This is a genomic window from Coprobacter fastidiosus (genome assembly GCF_982245605.1).
In genome coordinates, this window is record NZ_CEVCIF010000001.1 from 57475 (window position 1) to 77639 (window position 20165).

Here is a 20165-nt window from a genome sequence, read left to right on the forward strand (position 1 = left end):
AGCGATGCTCCGTCCTTGTAAGGGGACGGAGACGCTTCGAATTCTGATAACGCTTTATAAACTAAATATATGGCTTTTAGAAAAGAGAACAAGATAAAGAGTAACTTTTCGAAGATTTCCATAGGATTGGCTTCTCCGGAAGAAATTCTTGAAGGATCGAGTGGCGAAGTCCTGAAACCGGAAACCATCAACTACCGTACATATAAACCTGAACGGGACGGATTGTTTTGTGAACGGATATTCGGTCCGGTAAAAGATTATGAATGTCATTGCGGTAAGTATAAACGCATACGTTATAAAGGTATTGTCTGTGACCGTTGCGGTGTTGAAGTTACCGAAAAGAAAGTTCGTCGTGAGCGTATGGGACACATTCAATTGGTCGTTCCTGTTGCTCATATTTGGTATTTCCGTTCTTTACCTAATAAAATCGGGTATTTGCTCGGATTGCCGACTAAAAAACTGGATGCAATTATATATTACGAACGGTATGTGGTAATACAACCCGGAGTAAAAGACGATCTGGCAGTGTATGATTTACTTTCCGAAGAAGAATATCTGGATATCCTGGATTCTTTGCCTAAAGAAAATCAGATGTTGGATGATACCGATCCGAACAAGTTTATTGCCAAGATGGGTGCAGAAGCAATCTATGACCTTTTGGCTCGTTTAGACTTGGATGAACTTTCGTATGAATTGCGTCATCGTGCCAGCACCGATGGTTCTCAGCAACGCAAAAACGAAGCTTTGAAACGTCTTCAGGTCGTAGAATCGTTCCGGGCATCAAAGCAACGGAATCGTCCCGAGTGGATGATTTTGAAAGTCGTTCCGGTTATTCCTCCCGAGTTGCGTCCTCTTGTTCCTTTGGATGGTGGACGTTTTGCAACTTCCGATTTGAACGATCTTTATCGTCGGGTGATTATCCGTAACAACCGTTTGAAACGATTGATGGAAATTAAAGCTCCTGAAGTGATTTTACGAAACGAAAAACGTATGCTTCAGGAAGCTGTGGACTCTCTGTTGGATAACTCGCGTAAATCGAGTGCCGTAAAAACCGATGCCAATCGTCCGTTAAAATCGCTTTCTGACAGTTTGAAAGGAAAACAAGGTCGTTTCCGTCAAAACTTGTTGGGAAAACGTGTCGATTATTCGGCTCGTTCGGTAATCGTTGTAGGTCCTGAACTGAAAATGCACGAATGCGGTCTTCCGAAAGATATGGCCGCAGAACTATATAAGCCGTTTGTTATTCGTAAATTGATCGAACGCGGTATTGTTAAGACGGTTAAGTCTGCCAAAAAAATCGTCGATCGCAAAGAGCCCGTTGTATGGGATATCCTGGAACATGTAATGAAAGGGCATCCGGTATTGCTCAACCGTGCGCCGACGTTGCACCGTTTAGGTATTCAGGCTTTCCAACCGAAAATGATCGAAGGTAAGGCTATCCAGTTGCATCCGTTGGCATGTACGGCATTTAATGCCGACTTCGATGGTGACCAGATGGCCGTACACTTGCCTTTGGGAAATGAAGCCATTCTGGAAGCTCAAATGCTGATGTTGGGAGCGCACAATATTCTTAACCCGGCTAACGGAGCTCCTATCACGGTGCCTTCTCAGGATATGGTGCTTGGATTGTATTATATTACAAAACTGCGTCCCGGATCTTTGGGTGAAGGATTGGTATTCTACGGACCGGAAGAGGCTGAAATTGCCTATAATGAAGGAAAAGTTTCTCTTCATGCTCCGGTAAAAGTCGTAGTGAAAGATCTCGATGAAAACGGAAATATCGTAGATGTACTTCGTGACACATCTGTCGGACGGGTTTTAGTGAATGAAAAAGTCCCGGTAGAAGTCGGATACATTAACGAAATTCTTACGAAAAAATCGTTACGTGGCATTATCGGTAAAGTAATCAAGGTTTGTGGTGTCGTTCGTGCCGCTCAATTCCTCGATGATATTAAGAATCTGGGGTATCAGATGGCATTCAAAGGCGGTTTGTCCTTTAACCTTGCCGATGTGATCATTCCACCTGAAAAAGAGGCGTTGGTTAACGAAGGTTATGCCAACGTAGAGCAGATCATGGCGAATTATAACATGGGTTTCATCACTTATAATGAACGTTACAATCAGATTATCGATACATGGACTCATGTCAATTCGAAATTGTCGGATATTCTGATGAAACAATTGACAAATGATAATCAGGGATTTAACTCTGTATTCATGATGCTGGATTCTGGAGCTCGTGGTTCTAAAGAACAAATTCGTCAGCTTTCCGGTATGCGTGGTTTGATGGCAAAACCTCAAAAATCGGGGGCAGAAGGCGGACAGATTATCGAGAACCCTATTTTGGCGAACTTTAAGGAGGGATTATCTGTATTGGAATATTTTATTTCCACTCACGGTGCTCGTAAAGGTCTTGCTGATACGGCTTTGAAAACAGCAGATGCCGGATACTTGACCCGTCGTTTGGTCGATGTAGCTCATGACGTAATTATTCATGAAGAAGATTGCGGTACGTTAAGAGGACTTGTATGTACTGAATTGAAGAATAATGAAGAAACCGTCGCTTCTTTGGAAGAACGTATTTTGGGACGTGTTTCGGTACATGATATTCAACATCCGTTAACTGGAGAGATTTTGGTTCATGCCGGTGAAGAGATAACCGAGGATATTGCTAAGAAAATAAGTGATTCACCGATTGAACGTGTAGAAATTCGTTCGGTATTGACTTGCGAATCGAAAAAGGGCGTTTGTGCTAAATGTTACGGACGTAATTTGGCTACAAATCGTTTGGTTCAAAAAGGTGAAGCTGTAGGTGTGATTGCTGCTCAGTCTATCGGTGAACCGGGAACACAGTTGACATTGCGTACATTCCATGTGGGAGGTATTGCATCCAATATTGCAGCAGTATCGAATGTTACTTCACGTTATGATGGTATTCTCGAAATAGATGAACTTCGTACGGTGGATAGTATTGACGAAACCGGAAAGAAAGTGATGATTGTAGTAGGCCGTTTGGCTGAAATGCGTATCATTGATCCAAATACGAAAATCGTGTTGACAACAACAAATATTCCTTATGGCTCTAAGCTTTACTTTAATAGTGGGGATACTCTTAAAAAAGGAGATGTCGTTTGCGAATGGGATCCGTTCAATGCCGTTATCGTTTCAGAAGCTACCGGTAAGGTTAAGTTCGATAATGTAATCGAAGGTGTGACTTATAAAGTCGAATCGGATGAGCAAACCGGTCTTCGTGAAAAGATCATTATAGAATCTAAGGATAGAACCCGAGTTCCATCGGCTCTTATTTTGGATGAAAAAGGAGATGTAATTCGCTCCTATTCATTGCCTATGGGGGCTCACCTTATGGTTGATGAAGGTCAGGAGATAAAATCAGGGGATGTGTTTGTTAAGATCCCGCGTGCCGTAGGTAAAGCCGGAGATATTACCGGAGGTCTTCCTCGTGTTACCGAATTGTTTGAGGCTCGTAATCCGTCTAATCCTGCTGTCGTTTCTGAAATCGACGGAGAAGTTAATTTCGGAAAAGTAAAACGGGGTAATCGTGAAATTTCTGTAACTTCTAAAACCGGACAGGTTAAGAAATATTTAGTTCCTTTGTCAAAACAAATATTGGTACAAGAGAATGACTATGTCCGGGCCGGAACTCCGCTTTCGGACGGTGCTATTACTCCTTCTGATATTTTGGCGATAAAAGGACCGACTGCCGTTCAGGAATATATTGTTAATGAGGTTCAGGATGTGTATCGTTTGCAAGGTGTGAAAATCAATGATAAACACTTTGAGGTTATCGTCCGTCAAATGATGCGTAAGGTAATGGTGATAGATCCGGGTGATACTCGTTTCTTGGAACAACAGATTATCGATAAGCACGAATTTATGGAGGAAAATGATCGTATCTGGGGTAAAAAAGTGGTTATCGATGCTGGAGATTCTCAGACAATGAAACCGGGACAGATTGTGACTGCTCGTAAATTGAGAGATGAAAACTCTGCATTGAAACGTCGTGATTTACATTTGGTAGAAGTGCGCGATGCTGTGCCTGCTACTTCTGAACAAATTTTGCAAGGTATTACTCGTGCGGCTCTTCAGACTTCCAGCTTTATGTCGGCTGCTTCGTTCCAAGAAACTACAAAAGTGTTGAATGAGGCTGCTATTAACGGTAAAGTAGATAAACTTGAAGGAATGAAGGAAAATGTAATTTGCGGACATCTGATTCCTGCCGGTACTGGTCAGCGTGAATTTGACAAATTGGTTGTCGGTTCTAAAGAAGAATTTGACCGAGTATTTGCTAATCGGAAAAATGTAACGGATTTTTAATCTTAGATTTCTAAATAAAAATAGATCGCCTGAAAAATTTTCAGGCGATCTATTTTTATTTTATGCTATGCAGTTCGTGTTATTGTCTTTTTTTTACAGAATCGTTCGCACTGCATTGTAATATCATAGCCTAACATTGCCCCTAATATAAAATCTTCTTCTGGAGAAAGTTTATTTAACGGTTTATTGATGAATGTCCGTACAGTTTCCAGGCAAGAACGTTTTCCGAAATATAAATTGACTTTATTTTGTACGACTTCTTGAATCAAATACTCGATTTTCTGCTCTTTTAATCGTTCTGTGACGAGATCGGCGCAAGATTTACACATCGTACAGAGAACCAGATTACGGACACCTTTCTTAAATTCATAAATCTGGTGAAGAAATACTTTTATAGAGTCAAAGCGGTTATAATCTTCTACACTCATTCAATTTCTTTTTTGATTAAGTTACACCATTCGTGTATGCGTTCTGATACTTTTTGTGAACTTTCATTGCAATCATCGATTGCCAGACCTACGAATTTCCCATTTTTGCAGATTAAAGAATCCGTTACGGTATAGTCTTTGGGTTCGAAACTACCGATAAAGTTGCAACCGTTTTCAGATAATTCATCATAAATTAATCCTACTGCATCACAAAATGTGTCGGGATATGATTCACCGTCTCCACATCCGAATATACCGACTTTTTTCCCATTCAAATTCTGACTTTTTAATGATTTTATGAAATCATACCAATCGTCTTGTAATTCTCCACATCCCCATGTCGATGAACCTAATAACAAACAATCGTATTTGTCTGTCGCTTCTACTGGGGTTTCGGATACATTGTGAATATCGGTAGAAGATATTCCTAATTCTTGTGCGATTTGGTTGGCTACGGACTCTGTTGTTCCTGTTGTACTGCCGAAAAATATACCTGTCATAATTTTAAATTATTTGTTTTTGGCAAAGTAATAAGATATATCTTCCTGCATCAATCCCCTGAACTTATGAAAATAAGCTCTTTCTATACCTACAAATTATGATAACCCTGCCAAAATCTTGTCTGAATTTTCCGACAAAAAATATTATCAGATCATTCTTGCGTTTTTTCCGGACTGTTTTCCCGTTTTTACATGTCTGTAATCCACTCGTTTTTTATCGGGAAGAAATTTTTTTCAAAAAAGCTCTCAAAAAACGTTCATATAAAATTTTAAAATAGGCTTATTAATAATGCTATATTCAAAATTGTAACTAATGTCCCTAAAGATAAAAGAATGATCGTTGTCGATTTTTTGTTGACGTGTTTACCCATTACTTTTTTAGAGGAAGTCAGATAAATTTGTGTGAATACAGTAATAGGAAGTTGTACGCTCAATAGCATTTGGGATATGATAAGTCCCTGAAACGGATCTTTGATAAAAAAGATGAGCAATAAAGCCGGAATAAAAGAGAGTAATGTTCCTATTTTCGTGTGAATGTCTTTCGGGCTATAAGCCTCGTTGAAAAAACCCGCGAAAATAGAAGCTCCTGCAATTCCCGATGTAATGGTCGATGAAATTCCTGCAAATAATAGGGCAATTGCAAATATAACTCCTGCATTGTTTCCGACGAGGGGGGTAAGTAAATTAGCAGCCTGACTAAGTTCGTCCACAACGACTCCTTGTTTATAAAAAGTTGCTGCAGCAAGAATGATCATTGCAGAGTTAATAGCCCAACCTATTCCCATAGAGAGTAGCGTGTCGTAGAATTCATATTTTAATTGCTTCTTTATTACGTTTTCATTCTCTAAATTCCATTCCCGGCTTTGAATAACTTCGGAATGAAGGAAAAGATTATGTGGCATAACTACAGCTCCGAGTACACTCATTATAATCAATAATGAATTGTCCGGAAAAGATGGTGTTACCCAACTTTTTGCGGTGTTTGTCCACTCTACATCTATCAATGTCAGTTCATATAGAAAAGAAAGACCTATTATTGAGACAAACATGATAATCCACCGTTCTATTTTACTGTATGTATTACTGAACAGCATAATAATACAAGCAATTGTTATGATGACAGCTCCTGCTTTTATCGGAATATCGAACAACATTTCTAAAGCGATTGCTCCCCCGAGTATTTCGGCAAGCGAGGTAGATATGCTTGCTAATATCGCAGACCCTAATATTGGTCGGGAGACTGTTTTGCGAATATATTTGTTGGTGGCCTCTGCAAGGCATAATCCCGTAACGATTCCCAAATGAGCGACGTTATGTTGGATGATAATCAACATAATGGAAGAAAATGTTACTACCCATAGTAATGCGTAGCCAAAGGAAGATCCGGCAGCTAAATTTGTAGCCCAATTTCCGGGATCTATAAACCCGACAGTAACAAGCAATCCCGGACCGATATATTTAAGTAAGTCCAGAGCCCCTGACCGGGTTTTATGGGTTGTTTTTAATTTCTTGAAAATATTCATATCTTGTAATTAACAGCAATTCCCGTCGCAATGTTCTCCGGGAAGCTCCATTTCTAATGTGACGTGTTGAATGTTTGCTTTTCTCAGTATTTCTTTCAAATGGCATTTCAAGTTTTGACTGTCAGCGAACGAGTCTATAACAATATGAGCCGTTAAAGCCGTTTGAGTCGTACTGATTGCCCATATATGAAGATGGTGTATTTCTTTTACTCTATTGTCTTCCAATATTAATGTCTTGATTTTATCGGGATTAATTCCGACGGGTACTCCGTCTAAAGATAGGCGTAGGCTGTCGTGGAGCAGATTCCATGTCGATATTAAGATGACGATGGCAACGACCAATCCGATGATAGGGTCTATCATGTACCAATTTGTATATTGTATGATTATACCTGAAATCAAGACTCCGACCGAAACAAGAGTATCGGCTGCCATGTGCAAGTAAGCGCCCTTGATATTAAGATCGTGTTTACGATCTTTAAAAAAAAGCCAGGCTGTAAAAGCGTTGATAAAAATTCCGATTCCGGCAACCCAGGCAATGGCATTGCCTTCGATAGGCTGTGGATTTTTCAGCTTTTCTATACTTTCGGAAAATATTACACCTACAGCAACTAATAAGATGATAGCATTTAACAAAGATACCAAAATTGTACTTTTTTTATACCCGTATGTATAGTTTACCGAAGCCTTTACCTTCATAAGGCGAAAAGCAAATAATGCCAATATGAGACTGACTACATCGCTTAAGTTGTGCCCTGCATCAGATAATAACGCAAGAGAATTCAAGTATAGTCCTGCGCCGGCTTCTACAATAACAAATGCAAGGTTTAGCCCGATTCCCCATATAAATGCTCGGTTTATATTTTCTATATGGGGAGTATGATGGCTGTGGTCATGATAATGTCCCATAACTTTAAATTTTTATTTCACAAAGTTATTTAGAATAATTATAAATAAAAAGAAATAGGTACTTTTTCTTAGTACCTATTTAAATTTTGTGTAGCTATTTTTCAAACAACTGCGTGAATAAAAATTTCTTTTGGCCTGTTTTTTCGTTTTTATTCGTCAGATAGCCTCTTTGTAAAATGAGAAGCCTTTCTCAGTCCTGACTCGAATAAAACTTGGGAGAATAGGAACATTCTATTTTAGCTTGAATGTATAGCCTATTGTCAAAGTTGCCATATCTACTTTGTTCCCATAGCAGTACCGGATTCGGATAGGCAGTTCACATTTTTTCAAATGTAAGTACATTCCTATGCCGGCTATAATTCCCCAGTTATAAACGTTGATTGCGTTCTTTGCTTTGTATTGTTGTGCAATGAAGTATCCGTGATGTACTCCGATTTCAAAAAATGGCCTGGCAGTTCCATTCATTACACGACTTTCTATTGTATAGTAGTTTGTGAGGGTATAGGACCATCCTTTTTTGCTTGAAGGGAATTCTGTCCAATATAAATAATCAGGAGATGTGTTTAGTTCCAATCCGATATTGAAAACAAAACGATCGGAGAATTTACTTAAATTTGTCGTTACAAATGAGCCGATGGCAAATCCCGGATGCCAACCGTTGAGATCGTTATAATGATTTATTACAGCCTCTGCTTGAGGAGTGATCCACCATCTTCGAGGAGAATTTTTTTCTTTATATGATACACAGGAGAAGTCGGCGCATATAATTTTATGAAAATTACTGAATAGTTTGATCAGGCTTTTTCTATCAATTCTGATATTATCGATTTGTGACTTAAGTTCTGGATATTCAGTAAAAAGAAAATTTAATTTTGCTCTGTTTTGTTGTCGTGTAATATTTTCGGTCTTTAGATTTTTGTCCTCTTTTAGTTCAATCATTTTTCCTGAAGGAGCTTCTGCTATAAAAGAAGATTTTCCGTCAGGATATTCAGGGCAGACTCCTATCTTCAAATAGTATAAATTTATATTTCCGGTCAATAATGTTTCTATAAAAACATATTTTTTGAAATGAGGAATATCTATTTCTTTTGATACGTATGTCAGCCCTTTTTCATAACCGTAAGAGATAATTTCTTCAGGTATGTAGGTTATGATTTCCGATTGTGGACTATTTTTAAATAAACATTCTCTCCAATCTCCATTTCCATTTCTATAGCCGAGTATTCCATGTATAGTGTCGTTACTGTGTGTAATTATGTATCCATTCATCCATTCTATGTTTGAGTTTGATGCATAAATTACAAAATTGAGAGATAAAAGCAAAGATGTAAAAAGTCCTTTAAAAAAATGCGTATTCATGATTTTATGGTATAATGAGGTTAACTTAACTATATTATAGACATATTTAGATGAGTGAAAACGTCAGTTTGAAGGCATAAATAACCCTCGAAAATTGGAAATAAAAACTTTCGAGGGTTGTAATTTTTTTGAGGTTATTATGTAATAAATAATCGGGCTATTTTTGTCCGAATTTTTTCGATTGTTCTGCAATTAATTCATCATCATCGAAATAGTTGATCTTCATCGCTTTGCGTACATCAGAAAGTGTATCGGCAGCCGCTTCTCTTGCCACTTCACTTCCTTTTTTCAATATATTATAAATTGCAGGAATATCTTTTTCAAACTCTTTTCTTCTTGAACGTATCGGTTCTAATTCTTCCTGCATGATTGCATTCAAAAATCTTTTAACTTTAACATCACCCAATCCTCCTCTTTGATAATGAGCTTTTAATTCATCGAGGTTAGGATAGTCTGGCAGGTATTTCTCAAAATGTTCGGGTTTGCAGAATGCATCGAGATAAGTAAATACCGTATTACCCTCAATCTTTCCCGGATCTTGTACACGTAAATGTCCGGGATCGGTAAACATACCCATTATTTTTTTCTGTAAATCGTCCGCAGATTCCGACAAGTATATGCAATTGTTCAGTGATTTGCTCATTTTGGCTTTCCCGTCTGTTCCCGGAAGTCTCAGACAGGCAGAGTTATCCGGTAATAAAATTTCCGGTTCGATCAAGGTTTCTCCATAAACGGCATTGAACTTCCGGACTATTTCTCTTGTTTGTTCCAACATCGGTTCTTGGTCTTCTCCGACAGGAACTGTTGTCGCTTTGAAAGCTGTAATATCAGATGCTTGGCTGATCGGATAAGTGAAAAATCCTACAGGAATTGAGGTGGCAAAATTTCGCATCTGTATTTCTGTTTTTACAGTAGGATTTCTTTGCAGTCGGGAAACCGTTACCAGATTCATGTAGTAAAAAGCCAGTTCGCAAAGTTCCGGTATTTGGGATTGAATGAATATGGTCGATTTTGTCGGATCGATTCCGCATGCTAAGTAATCTAAAGCTACCTCTATTATATTTTGACGGACTTTTTCAGGGTTTTCTGCATTATCGGTAAGAGCCTGAGCGTCGGCAATCATGATAAATATTTTGTCGTATAAGTTCGAGTTTTGCAACTCTACTCTTCGTTTCAACGACCCTACATAATGTCCGATGTGTAATTTCCCGGTCGGGCGGTCTGCGGTCAATATTATTTTTTCTTTTCCCATTTATATGTTATGTTTAATTATGCTGTTTCGATATTTTGCAAAAATACAGAATTAGCGGTTAGTTTCACCTATTTAATTTGTTTTTTTGCATATCCTTTTACCTTTCTTGGAAAATATAGGATTCGTATGTTGCTGTATTTTTAGAATGTTTTCCTCTTAAAAGGAGTTTCAATAGGGTGTGTGATTAAGAAAATAAGAAAGATGATGATTATAAGACGTGAAACAGGCTGCTTTTTAAATAGAAGAAGCAGCCTGTTTTTTTAGAATCGATCTGAAATAATGAAAAATGTTATCAGATCATTTTTACGTTTTCTTTCGGCATATAACATTGTTGTAGTTTATGCCTGTGGGATTTCTCTCAAACTTTGCCCGAGTAAAATTTATACGGGGTTCATCATTTCTGCGATTTTTTTATTCAGGGAATATTTCGTAACCGCAAATTTGTGGAGCTCCTGATCTTATATCTTTCAATTCAATTGTGATTTTTTGATCTTTATCGGGAGCAATTCCTTTAATTTCTTTGACAAGAGCTTTAAATTTACTTCCGGCTTCATTAATAACATCTAAGTTTTCCAATACGATTTTACCGTTGATCAATACGTTGAAACGTCGTTTTCCCGGAGGTGTGTTTTTATCCAACTCTGCAAAGTGCAATCTGACCGTGTAAATTCCGTTTGGATTCTTCATCAAATTCGGATAGGAGCAAGATCCCCAACGAACCGTCTTATATATTGCTTCAGGTCCTGACATAGGTGCACTTACGTCGACATCTTCAGTACAATATCCTAAAGCTCCTTCAAGAAAGCCCGGATCTTTGGAAAATCCGTCTCTGTTATATCCGGCACAATTGATGCGGATTTCATCGGACGGTTCTATTTTCGGAGCGATGAATGTAAACTCTGATTTAGGCCAACTATTTACTTCTGCATTTTTATTCGGGGCTATATAGGTCGATGAGGATACTTTGATGTTCCATCCGTCAGCCAGGACAAGAGGTTTTTCACCTTTGAGATTGTCAGCATCAGCTTCGATTGTTATTTTTTTCTCTTCTTTCGGGGCTAATGAAATATAATTGTCGCTGTAATATACCGGAAGTACACGTTCTCCGGTTTTCCCTCGATGCAATTGCAAGTGTGTCATTAAAGCGATCTTTTTACTCGGGTTGCGTAAAGTAACGTCAATGAATACTTTTTCGCCTTTTGTACGGGTAGAGGCTTTCGTTGCAAGTTTTACCACAGGCATCGATTCAAGAGCCGTGAGATCGTTTGGTTTTGAAGAGATCCCCCGCCAGTAAAAATTGTCTGAGATCGGCTTTCCGTCAGAGTCTCGGAGTTCAAGTTTTATAAAATGAACCGGAGTTAAGTTCGAAGGCCATTTAATGTCGCTTATTTTGTTTACCGAACAGGCAGCAGTGTTTACCTCATGGCTCTTTTCGGCTGCAACAGACCCGTCGATATTGTAAATTGTAATTTTTGCATAAGCTCTGCTTAATGCCTTCGGTTCATGATTAATTACCTGTATTATACCGTTATCTGTTTCGTTGAATTGAATGTGTATTTGTTCACAAGCTTTTTGTAAAGCGAAGAGAGAAGCGTTCGGTTCCAAATCATAGTGGAACATTTGCCACACGAAACTCGGTTGGGCGGGAACGCTCATCCATAACAATATTCCTTGTGTCGGGGAAAACATTTTACCTATTCGTCCTTCATATAAAGCACGAAAACCTTCATAATTCATCATTTGTGATTTACGGACAAAATCAGCTACATTGACAACTTTTCCATAACGTTTTGTCATTGTTTTCATTAGGTTACGTCCACCTCCTGAAATGAAATTATGTTCTGCCCATGCATCGGTAATACTTGTCCAATCTTTTTCCGGCATCATGCCTTGAATAGATTCCAATGTCGGTATCGATTGAGGGCCGATCTCTGTTTTGAAAGTCTCTTTTTTGTTGAATTTTTTACTTTCGGAAAAACGGTAATAATCTACCGGAGTTTGCCATTCATACGGACCGCCAGAATTGCATCCGCCTCCACCTCCGGAATTGGATTGATAATGGCGCAAGGGATCGAGTTCGGCAAGTGCGTATCGTACAGCATCATCCAGATATTTAGGGGGATATGCTTCGTTGCGTGCACACCATATAACCAGTGACGGATGATTGCGGAAATTTAATATTTTATCGCGGACATTTGCCATATAAAGGTCTTGGTCGAGAGGATCTGCTGCATTGAATTGCCAGAATTCGTCCCAAATCATTATACCGTATTTATCGCAAAGGTCATAGAGGATTTTACTTGCAGCTTGTCCTCCCCATAGACGTATCATGTTGAAATTGGCATCTTTGTGCATGCGTATTTGAGCTTCTAACCGTTTGGGATCGATTCGTTTTAGGGCTTCATCCAATCCCCAGTTGCCTCCTTTACAAAATATGCGTACTCCGTTCACCGTAAGACCCAGATTATCGCTTCCGGGAATATCGTATGATATTTCTCGGATACCGAATGTTACTTCTTTTTCATCGGAAATTTTTCCATCTATTTCAAAAGACAGGTGCATGGAGTAAAGATTTTGTTCTCCCAATCCATTCGGCCACCAAAGTTTCGGATTTTTTATATTTAGTTGAGCAAAGTCTTTAGGATCGAATGTGAATGTCAGAGATCGCCAGGGTGCGATTTCTATTGTTTTTTCGAACTTTATGCTGTCAAAACTACCTTTGATTATTCCTTTCTGTACGTTTCCGGTCGTATTTTGTACTGTTGTTTGCACGGTTACGGAAGCTATATCGGTACGAGGTAACGGTAGGTCTGATGTAATTAATGGATCTTTCATTAATACGTGACCTGTTGCCGAAAGAAAGACATCTTGCCATATTCCGCTATTCCGATCACGGATTCCGGACAACCAGTCCCACCCGTTGGAACATCCGAAGGTAGGTCCGTCAAGGCGTCCTACACCTCCGCACGGACCTCCGACCGTACCCATAATATGTTCGAAAGGAACTCCTGTATTCGGTTGAGGAGAAATGCGTACGGCAATAATTGCTGTTTGCCCGGGTTTAACGAGTGACGTAATATCGAAATTGCCTCGTATGAATGCTCCTTTAATCGGACCTACCCGACGTCCATTTACCCAAATATCGGCAGAGTAGTTAATTCCGTCGAAATTGAGCCATATCGTTTTATTTTTATATGAGTCGGGAATCATAACTTCATTTCTATACCACCAGTCTGTGTGACAAAGATATTCGGGTATTACTTCGGGTCGATTGTTCTCTCCGTATAGCGGTTCGGGATAAACACCATTATTTACTAAGGTCGTAAGAACCGTTCCGGGGACTGTTGCTTTATACCAGCCTGAAGGCTTATATTTTGTTGTAGATATTACTTTCCCCTCTTGTGGAACTTTGGCAGCGTTTTCCATTTCCCATCCGTCTTTCATACCCTCTTTGGAAATTATGGCTGCGTCTTGCATTTCCCATCCGGAGTTGATCAGTATCTTATTTGATGTTTGTCCTTGAACAGACAGAGGCAATAGCAATATGGTCAAGGTTGTAAACAAGCTAAGTATCCCTTTTCTTTGAATGATAGTTTGGAGTAGGCGCAATGCTCTGTTAAGGAGAGTGTGCGGTTGATGATAATAAAGTGTTTTCATAAGATTATGTGGTTTTTTGATATATGTAATGTATTGGAAACCCTTTTCTTTATTTCAGATTTTCAGTTGTTCTTGAAATAAAAAAACAGCTTTTGATAGAAGCTGTTTACAAAGTAAATCCCACAGGATTAACGATCGGATAAAATTGTACTTAAATTTGCATTAAGAATCATTCAACCTTATTTTAAGCCGATAATCTGTCATTTTTATCTGATATTTTCTTTTAGTAATAATGTAATATCCGAATTTCCGGCAATGATTGAAATGCCTCTGTTATTCCGGAATGAAATTACTTTGCCTTGGGCTTCTTCTACCAGTAAAATGCCGGCGCAAACATCCCATAAATTCAGATTTAATTCCCAATAACCATCTAAATTTCCGGCTGCTACGCAACATAAATCATATGCAGCAGAGCCCATACGCCTGATCCCTCTTACTTTGGGTAAGATATGGACTATATTGGCTGAATTGTTATCCGGGTTAGTCCCATGATCGTATGGAAAACCTGTCGCAATGACAGATCGTGATAATTCTGTTTTATCGGAGACTTTCAATTTTTGTCCGTTTCTATAAGCCCCTTCACCTTTTATTGTAGTATAGAGTTCGTTTAAATAGGGAGCATAAACAACCCCGATAATTGTCTCTTTTTTATATTGCAGTCCTATCGATACACAAAAGATAGGTAATCCTTGGCTAAAATTCGTAGTTCCGTCTAAAGGGTCGATAACCCAACAATAATCACTGCCTTTTTCATGTATTCCGGTTTCTTCTCCTAACATATCGTGATCTGGATAATGAATGGTAAGCTGATCTTGGAAATATTGTTCACAGGCTTTGTCTGCGGCAGTTACTATGTCGAAAATATTCGATTTGGTTTTTATCGACAGTTGACTTTTCCTGAAATATGAAAGTTGAATTTCTCCCATCGTTTTAGCCCATTCTATTGCTTTTGCTTCTAGTTCTTTCCAATTGTTCATGGTGAAACATTGATTAAAAAAATCCGCTATGCCTTTTTCCATAGGTATAGCGGATTTATGTGATTTTTTATCGTTATTTAGTTAGTCTTCTGACTCATCTTCCAGATCTTCAATCGGTAATTGCCGTTTGAAAGCCTCTTTGAAAGAGATCAGCGATTCGGTTCTGGCTAAACCTAAAGGCTGTAATTTTGTGTGGATTATTTTTAACAGATGGCTATTGTTACGAGCATACAATTTGATAAACATATCATATTGTCCTGTCGTATAATGGCATTCTACGACTTCGGGGATTTGCTGGAGTTTTTCCAGAACTTCTTTGAATTGTCCGGGATTTTGAAGGTAAAGGCCTATATAAGCACATGTTTCGAACCCGATTTTGTTAGAGTCGATCGTGTATTCCGATCCTTTAATGATCCCCAAATTTGTCAATTTCTGTACCCGTTGATGAATTGCTGCTCCGGATACATTACATTCACGAGCTACTTCCAGAAACGGAATGCGGGCATTGGATGCGATTAGTTTTAAGATTTTATAATCTAAACTATCTAATTGGTGGTGTCCCATTTATATATGTACTTTAATTGATTTAAATGCAATTTTATACAAATGTATGGAAAATAGATTACATTTTCAAATAAAAATGAAAGAAAAACGAATTTATTTTTGAAAATCAATCTTATAATTTTCTTTTCATAATATTTTGATATTCTGATTATAACTAAATTCATTTTTATTTGTATCCGAAAAATGATATTTGTTTATGGTTTATTTAAAAAGCGGTATGCTAACCAGGATAATATTTTTACTCCGGTTTTTAAAGCTGCTTCATCAATTAGGAAATACGGAGTATGCTGGCCTTGACATTCAGGGTTAGCAGAGCCTTTTATTCCCAATCTGAAAAATGTGGAGGGTATGGCATGTGAGTAAAATGCGAAATCTTCAGAGGTCATTCGTTTTTCTAACGGGATCACGTGTTCCTCTCCTAATAATTCTATTGCGTAGTTGCGAGCTTCTTTTGTAATGCTTGCGTCATTTATGAGTGCGGGATAACCGTCTTTCATGTCTATTTCGCAAGTACATCCGTAGCTTTCGGCTGTTTGTTTGATTGTTTGCAGAATGAGAGGTCTTAGTTTTTTTCTTTCGTCTTCCTCCATACATCTTAAAGTTCCGGATATTTGTACTTCCTGAGGAATGATGTTCGTCGCTCCGTCAGCAATGAAACGACCGATAGACAAAGTTGCCGGAATAAAGGGGTTTCGTCTGCGGCTAATGATTTGTTGTAAAGATATTACGACTTGAGCTGCCGCCAGTACGGTGTCGTTCAGCAAATGAGGCATTGCCCCGTGTCCCCCTTTCCCCTTTATTGTGATATGAATTTCATCTGCTGAGGCCATTACGCATCCTTCACCGAATGCTACTGTTCCACAAGGTATTTCGGTATGGGTATGTAGAGCCATCATACATTCCGGGCGGATATTGTCGAAAAGACCATCTCGGAGCATTAAACGTGCCCCACCCGGATGGCGTTCTTCTCCCGGTTGGAAGATGAGTAACAATGTTCCGCCGAATTCTTTTTTTAATTTGTTCATTACAAGTGCGCTACCTAATAAGCAAGCCGTATGGGCATCATGCCCGCAGGCGTGCATTACATGAGGGATCTTTGACCGATATTCGATTTGATTTTTTTCTTCTATCGGCAGAGCGTCCATATCTGCACGGAGTCCGATAATATGTGTACCTTCTTTTTTTCCCTCTATTCTGGCCAAAATTCCATAGCCGCCTATTCGGCTGCTGTGAGGAATACCTTCTTTTTTTAATATTTCCTCAATAAAAAAAGATGTTTCTTTTTCTTGAAAAGAGAGCTCCGGATATTGGTGCAGATGTCGGTATATCGATATGACATCTTTTTCGATTTGGTCGCTGAGCCGGTTGATAATATTTTTCATATAAATATAAATGATTCACAAACTTACGTATTCTAATAATAAATAACGATATTTTTTCGTTATTCTTTTGTTGCTTTTAATAAGATACGATGTGTTAAAATCGTTAGTTTAAAATATTAAAGGCATCTGAATTTTAGATTTATTTAGCCTTTTGTCTTATATTTGTTTGAATTTTTGCATTTAGCAAAGATTTGTAACACAAAGGAAATAAAATGAAACTATTTCGTCCTATATGGATGGTTGCTCTTTTTTCTTGTTTTTTGCTTGTATGTTCTTGCATTCGTCAGCCAGAGCAAAAGAGGATAGTGACCGTAACCATACAGCCTCAAAAATATTTTGCGGAAAAAATTGCCGGAGACAGGTTTGATATTAATTGTATTGTGCCTAATGGCAGTAATCCGGAAGCTTATGATCCTTCTCCTTCCCATTTGGTTCGTGTAGGAAAAAGTGTTGCCTATCTGAAAATCGGTTATATCGGTTTTGAAGTAGCTTGGCTTGATAAATTGGCAAAGAACAATCCTGAAATGAAGATTTATGATACTTCCGAAGGAGTGTCTTTATTGACCGGTACTCATGAGTGTCATGAAGAACCGAATGCTTTGCACATGGAGAATATTGATCCTCATATATGGAGTTCTCCCAAAAGAGCCCGTATTATTGTAAAGAATATGTATGATGCATTTGTCGATATTGATCCTGACGGAAAGGAGTATTATACCCGAAATTATGAAAAACTTGTAGAGGAGATAAACCGGATAGATACGTTGTTGACTCATAAGTTTGCTCCTCATAAAGGGGAAATGTTTGCAATCTATCATCCGTCGCTTAGCTATTTGGCGCATGATTATGGTCTGCGCCAATTAAGTGTAGAGTTGAACGGAAAAGGACCTTCGGCTTTCTATATGAAGAGGGCAGTTGATATAGCACGTGAAAATAATGTTCATATCGTATTTATTCAGAAAGAGTTTAATATTAAACAAGCTCTTACATTTGCAGAGGAGTTGAAAGGGACGGTTGTTCAGATCGATCCTTTGAATTATGAGTGGGGAGAAGAATTAATTCATATCGCAGATGCTTTTGATTAGGGATAAACGAATCGAGGTTACCGGGGTTTCGTTGCAATATGATCGTACTCCGGTTCTTGAAAATATCGATCTTACCGTTTATGACAAGGATTTTTTGGCAATTACCGGTCCTAACGGGGGAGGAAAGACGACATTGTTGCGGATTATTCTTGGATTGCTGCCGCCTTTGTCGGGAACAGTTTCATTTTATCGAAACGGATTGGAAGTCCCGTATTTGAATATGGGATATTTACCACAAAAGAATGCAATAGATTCGCGTTTTCCTCTTATTGTTTCGGAAGTTATTTTTTCGGGTTTGATGGGAGAAAAGCGTTTTTTGAAACCATTTACTCTAGAGCAGAGGTTGCGGGTAGAAGAGGCGTTGTCTCTTGTCGGGCTTGAGAGATTTGCGGAAAGACCTATCGGAAAACTTTCCGGAGGGCAAATGCAGCGAGCCTTGCTTGCCAGAGCTCTTGTTTCACGTCCTGAAATTCTCTTGTTAGATGAACCGTCATCTTATGTCGATCAGGAATTTGAGGAACGGATGTATGAAATCTTTCGTGAAATAAATAAAACGACAACTGTTATTTTGGTATCGCATGAACTGAACAGAATGGAGGAGATGGCAACCCGTATAGTCAGGATTAATCGGTCTATTCGTGAGATAAATAACCGGGAATTATGATTTTCGGTATAACCCTCCGGGATATGGACGGACAAGACCTTTGAATTCGAGTTCGAGAAGAGTTGCCAATACTTGAGATGCAGGAAGGTTGCCGATAATTGTCAATTGATTTATATGGCATTCTCCTTTTTCCTCCAATATTTCCATCAATAATGTTTCGGTTTCGTTCAGCTCCGGAAAAAGAGATATTTGTTTCGGTTCTTTATCCGGAATGTCCCAACACATGGCATCGGCGATATCCCGAGCCGAAGTTACTAAGGCTGCCCGGTTGTTTCTTATTAATTGATTGCAGCCTTTAGAATATTCATTTTGTATGTTTCCGGGCAGAGCGAATACATCCCGATGATAGCTTTCTGCAATTCCAGCAGTAATTAAAGAACCACCCTTTTCTGCTGATTCTATAATCAGTGTTGCATCCGACATTCCGGCAACTATTCGGTTGCGGGCTACAAAATTCCCTTTATGTGTCGGATGTTGAGATGAATATTCAGTCAATAATCCTCCGCAAGAAAGCATTTCTGCAGCAGTCTTTCTATGTGTAGCCGGGTATAAAGTATTCATTCCGTGAGCTAAAATGCCAATAGTTTGAAGCTTATTATTTAGAGCTTCTCGATGTGCGCATATATCTATTCCGTAAGCTAACCCGCTTACTATTATTAGGTCAGGAAACCATCTGGACAATTCTTGTAAGAGGGTTTTACAAAAGTCTCGTCCGTAATTGGTCGCATGACGAGTACCTACAATACTTATTATTTTGGAGGCATTCAGGTTTGCTGTACCTCTATAATATAATAATATCGGAGCATCGATACACTCATTCAAACGGGCCGGATATTCAGAGTCGGAGAAGAATAGCGGAATAATATGATTTTTTTCAATAAAATCTATCTCTCTTTTGGCTGTTTCAAGGGCTGTTTTTATTGACTCGTCACTAAAGACAGGTGTTTGCAGTTTACATATATTCTGCAAGTTTTGCCCTTTTTCCTTAAATATCTCTGAAGCACTGCCTATTGTATCCAGTAATGTTTTTGCGAGTAACAAATTCATGCCCTTAATACGAGTCAATGCGATCTGATATATTGTTTCTTCGCACAGTGCCATAACAATAAAGAGGTTAAAGATATTCCTTGAATAGTTTTTCCAATTCTTCTCCCCGGCTGATACGTCCGTTTACGATACAGACAGTTTCCACTCTACTTTTGATACAGAGTTTGCCGTCTGATCGGCGAAAAATATCCTGATAAAAGACAAATTTAGCACCTTCTTTCCGTAAAAATAGCTTACAAATAAACCAGTCTTGACTTTTAAGTGAGGTTTTGTAGTCTATTTCTATACGGCAAACTACCGGTTCTATACCTTGTTCCCTCATATCGACAAAAGCTGTTCCCGTACTTTGCAGAAATTCATGCCGTGCATGTTCCAAATAGTGCTGGTAGTTTGCGTTGTTGACTATACCTTGCATGTCGCACTCGTAGTCACGCACTTTCATTTCCAATTCAAAACAATATTTCTTTTCCATTAAAAAGTTGA

Annotated in this window: 15 protein-coding genes; 3 read left to right on the forward strand and 12 right to left on the reverse strand. The window is 38.7% G+C overall.

Annotated elements, in window-relative coordinates:
• The first annotated feature begins 69 nt into the window (after window positions 1-69).
• Window positions 70-4335, forward strand: a complete 4266-nt coding sequence (gene rpoC, locus AC0UMU_RS00245) for a DNA-directed RNA polymerase subunit beta' (protein WP_278714998.1) — start codon at window positions 70-72, stop codon at window positions 4333-4335.
• A 65-nt stretch (window positions 4336-4400) separates the two neighbouring features.
• Here the strand turns inward: rpoC and AC0UMU_RS00250 are convergent, their stop codons facing one another.
• The 10 genes from AC0UMU_RS00250 to AC0UMU_RS00295 form a co-directional block, all read right to left on the reverse strand.
• Window positions 4401-4763, reverse strand: a complete 363-nt coding sequence (locus AC0UMU_RS00250; RefSeq protein ID WP_022603095.1) for a DUF2023 family protein — start codon at window positions 4761-4763, stop codon at window positions 4401-4403.
• Window positions 4760-5263 (reverse strand): flavodoxin, encoded by a 504-nt coding sequence (locus AC0UMU_RS00255; protein ID WP_122337936.1) that lies wholly within the window; start codon window positions 5261-5263, stop codon window positions 4760-4762. Before AC0UMU_RS00255 ends, AC0UMU_RS00250 begins: the two co-directional genes overlap by 4 nt.
• Window positions 5264-5532: 269 nt before the next feature.
• Window positions 5533-6786, reverse strand: coding sequence for an Nramp family divalent metal transporter (locus tag AC0UMU_RS00260; protein WP_009317992.1), 1254 nt, complete (start codon window positions 6784-6786; stop codon window positions 5533-5535).
• A 9-nt stretch (window positions 6787-6795) separates the two neighbouring features.
• On the reverse strand, window positions 6796-7695 hold the full coding sequence (locus AC0UMU_RS00265) for a cation diffusion facilitator family transporter (protein ID WP_009317991.1): 900 nt from the start codon (window positions 7693-7695) through the stop codon (window positions 6796-6798).
• 231 nt (window positions 7696-7926) lie between these two features.
• Window positions 7927-8964 (reverse strand): hypothetical protein, encoded by a 1038-nt coding sequence (locus AC0UMU_RS00270; protein ID WP_278714994.1) that lies wholly within the window; start codon window positions 8962-8964, stop codon window positions 7927-7929.
• A gap of 247 nt (window positions 8965-9211) precedes the next feature.
• On the reverse strand, window positions 9212-10306 hold the full coding sequence (gene trpS / locus AC0UMU_RS00275) for a tryptophan--tRNA ligase (RefSeq protein WP_009317989.1): 1095 nt from the start codon (window positions 10304-10306) through the stop codon (window positions 9212-9214).
• A gap of 411 nt (window positions 10307-10717) precedes the next feature.
• A complete protein-coding gene (locus AC0UMU_RS00280; RefSeq protein WP_288639858.1) occupies window positions 10718-13963 on the reverse strand; it encodes a glycosyl hydrolase 2 galactose-binding domain-containing protein in 3246 nt (1081 codons plus the stop codon).
• Between the two features lie 206 nt (window positions 13964-14169).
• Window positions 14170-14982 carry an inositol monophosphatase family protein gene (locus AC0UMU_RS00285; RefSeq protein ID WP_022390101.1) on the reverse strand — a complete coding sequence of 271 codons (813 nt, stop codon included), beginning with the start codon at window positions 14980-14982 and terminating at the stop codon, window positions 14170-14172.
• A 39-nt stretch (window positions 14983-15021) separates the two neighbouring features.
• Complete coding sequence (locus tag AC0UMU_RS00290; RefSeq protein WP_009317986.1) at window positions 15022-15504, reverse strand: Lrp/AsnC family transcriptional regulator; 483 nt, start codon at window positions 15502-15504, stop codon at window positions 15022-15024.
• Window positions 15505-15698: 194 nt separating this feature from the next.
• Window positions 15699-16886 carry a M20 metallopeptidase family protein gene (locus AC0UMU_RS00295; RefSeq protein WP_022390100.1) on the reverse strand — a complete coding sequence of 396 codons (1188 nt, stop codon included), beginning with the start codon at window positions 16884-16886 and terminating at the stop codon, window positions 15699-15701.
• A gap of 212 nt (window positions 16887-17098) precedes the next feature.
• Between AC0UMU_RS00295 and AC0UMU_RS00300 the strand changes: the two genes are divergently transcribed.
• The gene (locus AC0UMU_RS00300; protein ID WP_288639859.1) at window positions 17099-17971 is read left to right on the forward strand and encodes a metal ABC transporter solute-binding protein, Zn/Mn family; all 873 of its coding nucleotides are present in this window, start codon (window positions 17099-17101) and stop codon (window positions 17969-17971) included.
• The gene (locus AC0UMU_RS00305; RefSeq protein ID WP_270214317.1) at window positions 17958-18635 is read left to right on the forward strand and encodes a metal ABC transporter ATP-binding protein; all 678 of its coding nucleotides are present in this window, start codon (window positions 17958-17960) and stop codon (window positions 18633-18635) included. The genes AC0UMU_RS00300 and AC0UMU_RS00305 overlap by 14 nt, the downstream gene beginning before the upstream one ends.
• Here the strand turns inward: AC0UMU_RS00305 and dprA are convergent.
• Both dprA and AC0UMU_RS00315 read right to left on the reverse strand, forming a co-directional pair.
• Window positions 18630-19736 (reverse strand): DNA-processing protein DprA, encoded by a 1107-nt coding sequence (dprA, locus tag AC0UMU_RS00310; RefSeq protein ID WP_270214318.1) that lies wholly within the window; start codon window positions 19734-19736, stop codon window positions 18630-18632. The genes AC0UMU_RS00305 and dprA overlap by 6 nt on opposite strands.
• Before the next feature lie 13 nt (window positions 19737-19749).
• Window positions 19750-20154: an acyl-CoA thioesterase gene (locus AC0UMU_RS00315; protein ID WP_022603114.1), complete on the reverse strand. Its 405-nt coding sequence runs from the start codon at window positions 20152-20154 to the stop codon at window positions 19750-19752.
• Window positions 20155-20165 lie beyond the last annotated feature (11 nt).

Coding starts and splice junctions, on each gene's coding strand:
- rpoC (WP_278714998.1), top strand. CDS start 70: ATGGCTTTTAGAAAAGAGAACAAGATAAAGAGTAACTTTTCGAAGATT.
- AC0UMU_RS00250 (WP_022603095.1), bottom strand. CDS start 4,763: ATGAGTGTAGAAGATTATAACCGCTTTGACTCTATAAAAGTATTTCTT.
- AC0UMU_RS00255 (WP_122337936.1), bottom strand. CDS start 5,263: ATGACAGGTATATTTTTCGGCAGTACAACAGGAACAACAGAGTCCGTA.
- AC0UMU_RS00260 (WP_009317992.1), bottom strand. CDS start 6,786: ATGAATATTTTCAAGAAATTAAAAACAACCCATAAAACCCGGTCAGGG.
- AC0UMU_RS00265 (WP_009317991.1), bottom strand. CDS start 7,695: ATGGGACATTATCATGACCACAGCCATCATACTCCCCATATAGAAAAT.
- AC0UMU_RS00270 (WP_278714994.1), bottom strand. CDS start 8,964: ATGAATGGATACATAATTACACACAGTAACGACACTATACATGGAATA.
- trpS (WP_009317989.1), bottom strand. CDS start 10,306: ATGGGAAAAGAAAAAATAATATTGACCGCAGACCGCCCGACCGGGAAA.
- AC0UMU_RS00280 (WP_288639858.1), bottom strand. CDS start 13,963: ATGAAAACACTTTATTATCATCAACCGCACACTCTCCTTAACAGAGCA.
- AC0UMU_RS00285 (WP_022390101.1), bottom strand. CDS start 14,982: ATGGAAAAAGGCATAGCGGATTTTTTTAATCAATGTTTCACCATGAAC.
- AC0UMU_RS00290 (WP_009317986.1), bottom strand. CDS start 15,504: ATGGGACACCACCAATTAGATAGTTTAGATTATAAAATCTTAAAACTA.
- AC0UMU_RS00295 (WP_022390100.1), bottom strand. CDS start 16,886: ATGAAAAATATTATCAACCGGCTCAGCGACCAAATCGAAAAAGATGTC.
- AC0UMU_RS00300 (WP_288639859.1), top strand. CDS start 17,099: ATGAAACTATTTCGTCCTATATGGATGGTTGCTCTTTTTTCTTGTTTT.
- AC0UMU_RS00305 (WP_270214317.1), top strand. CDS start 17,958: ATGCTTTTGATTAGGGATAAACGAATCGAGGTTACCGGGGTTTCGTTG.
- dprA (WP_270214318.1), bottom strand. CDS start 19,736: ATGGCACTGTGCGAAGAAACAATATATCAGATCGCATTGACTCGTATT.
- AC0UMU_RS00315 (WP_022603114.1), bottom strand. CDS start 20,154: ATGGAAAAGAAATATTGTTTTGAATTGGAAATGAAAGTGCGTGACTAC.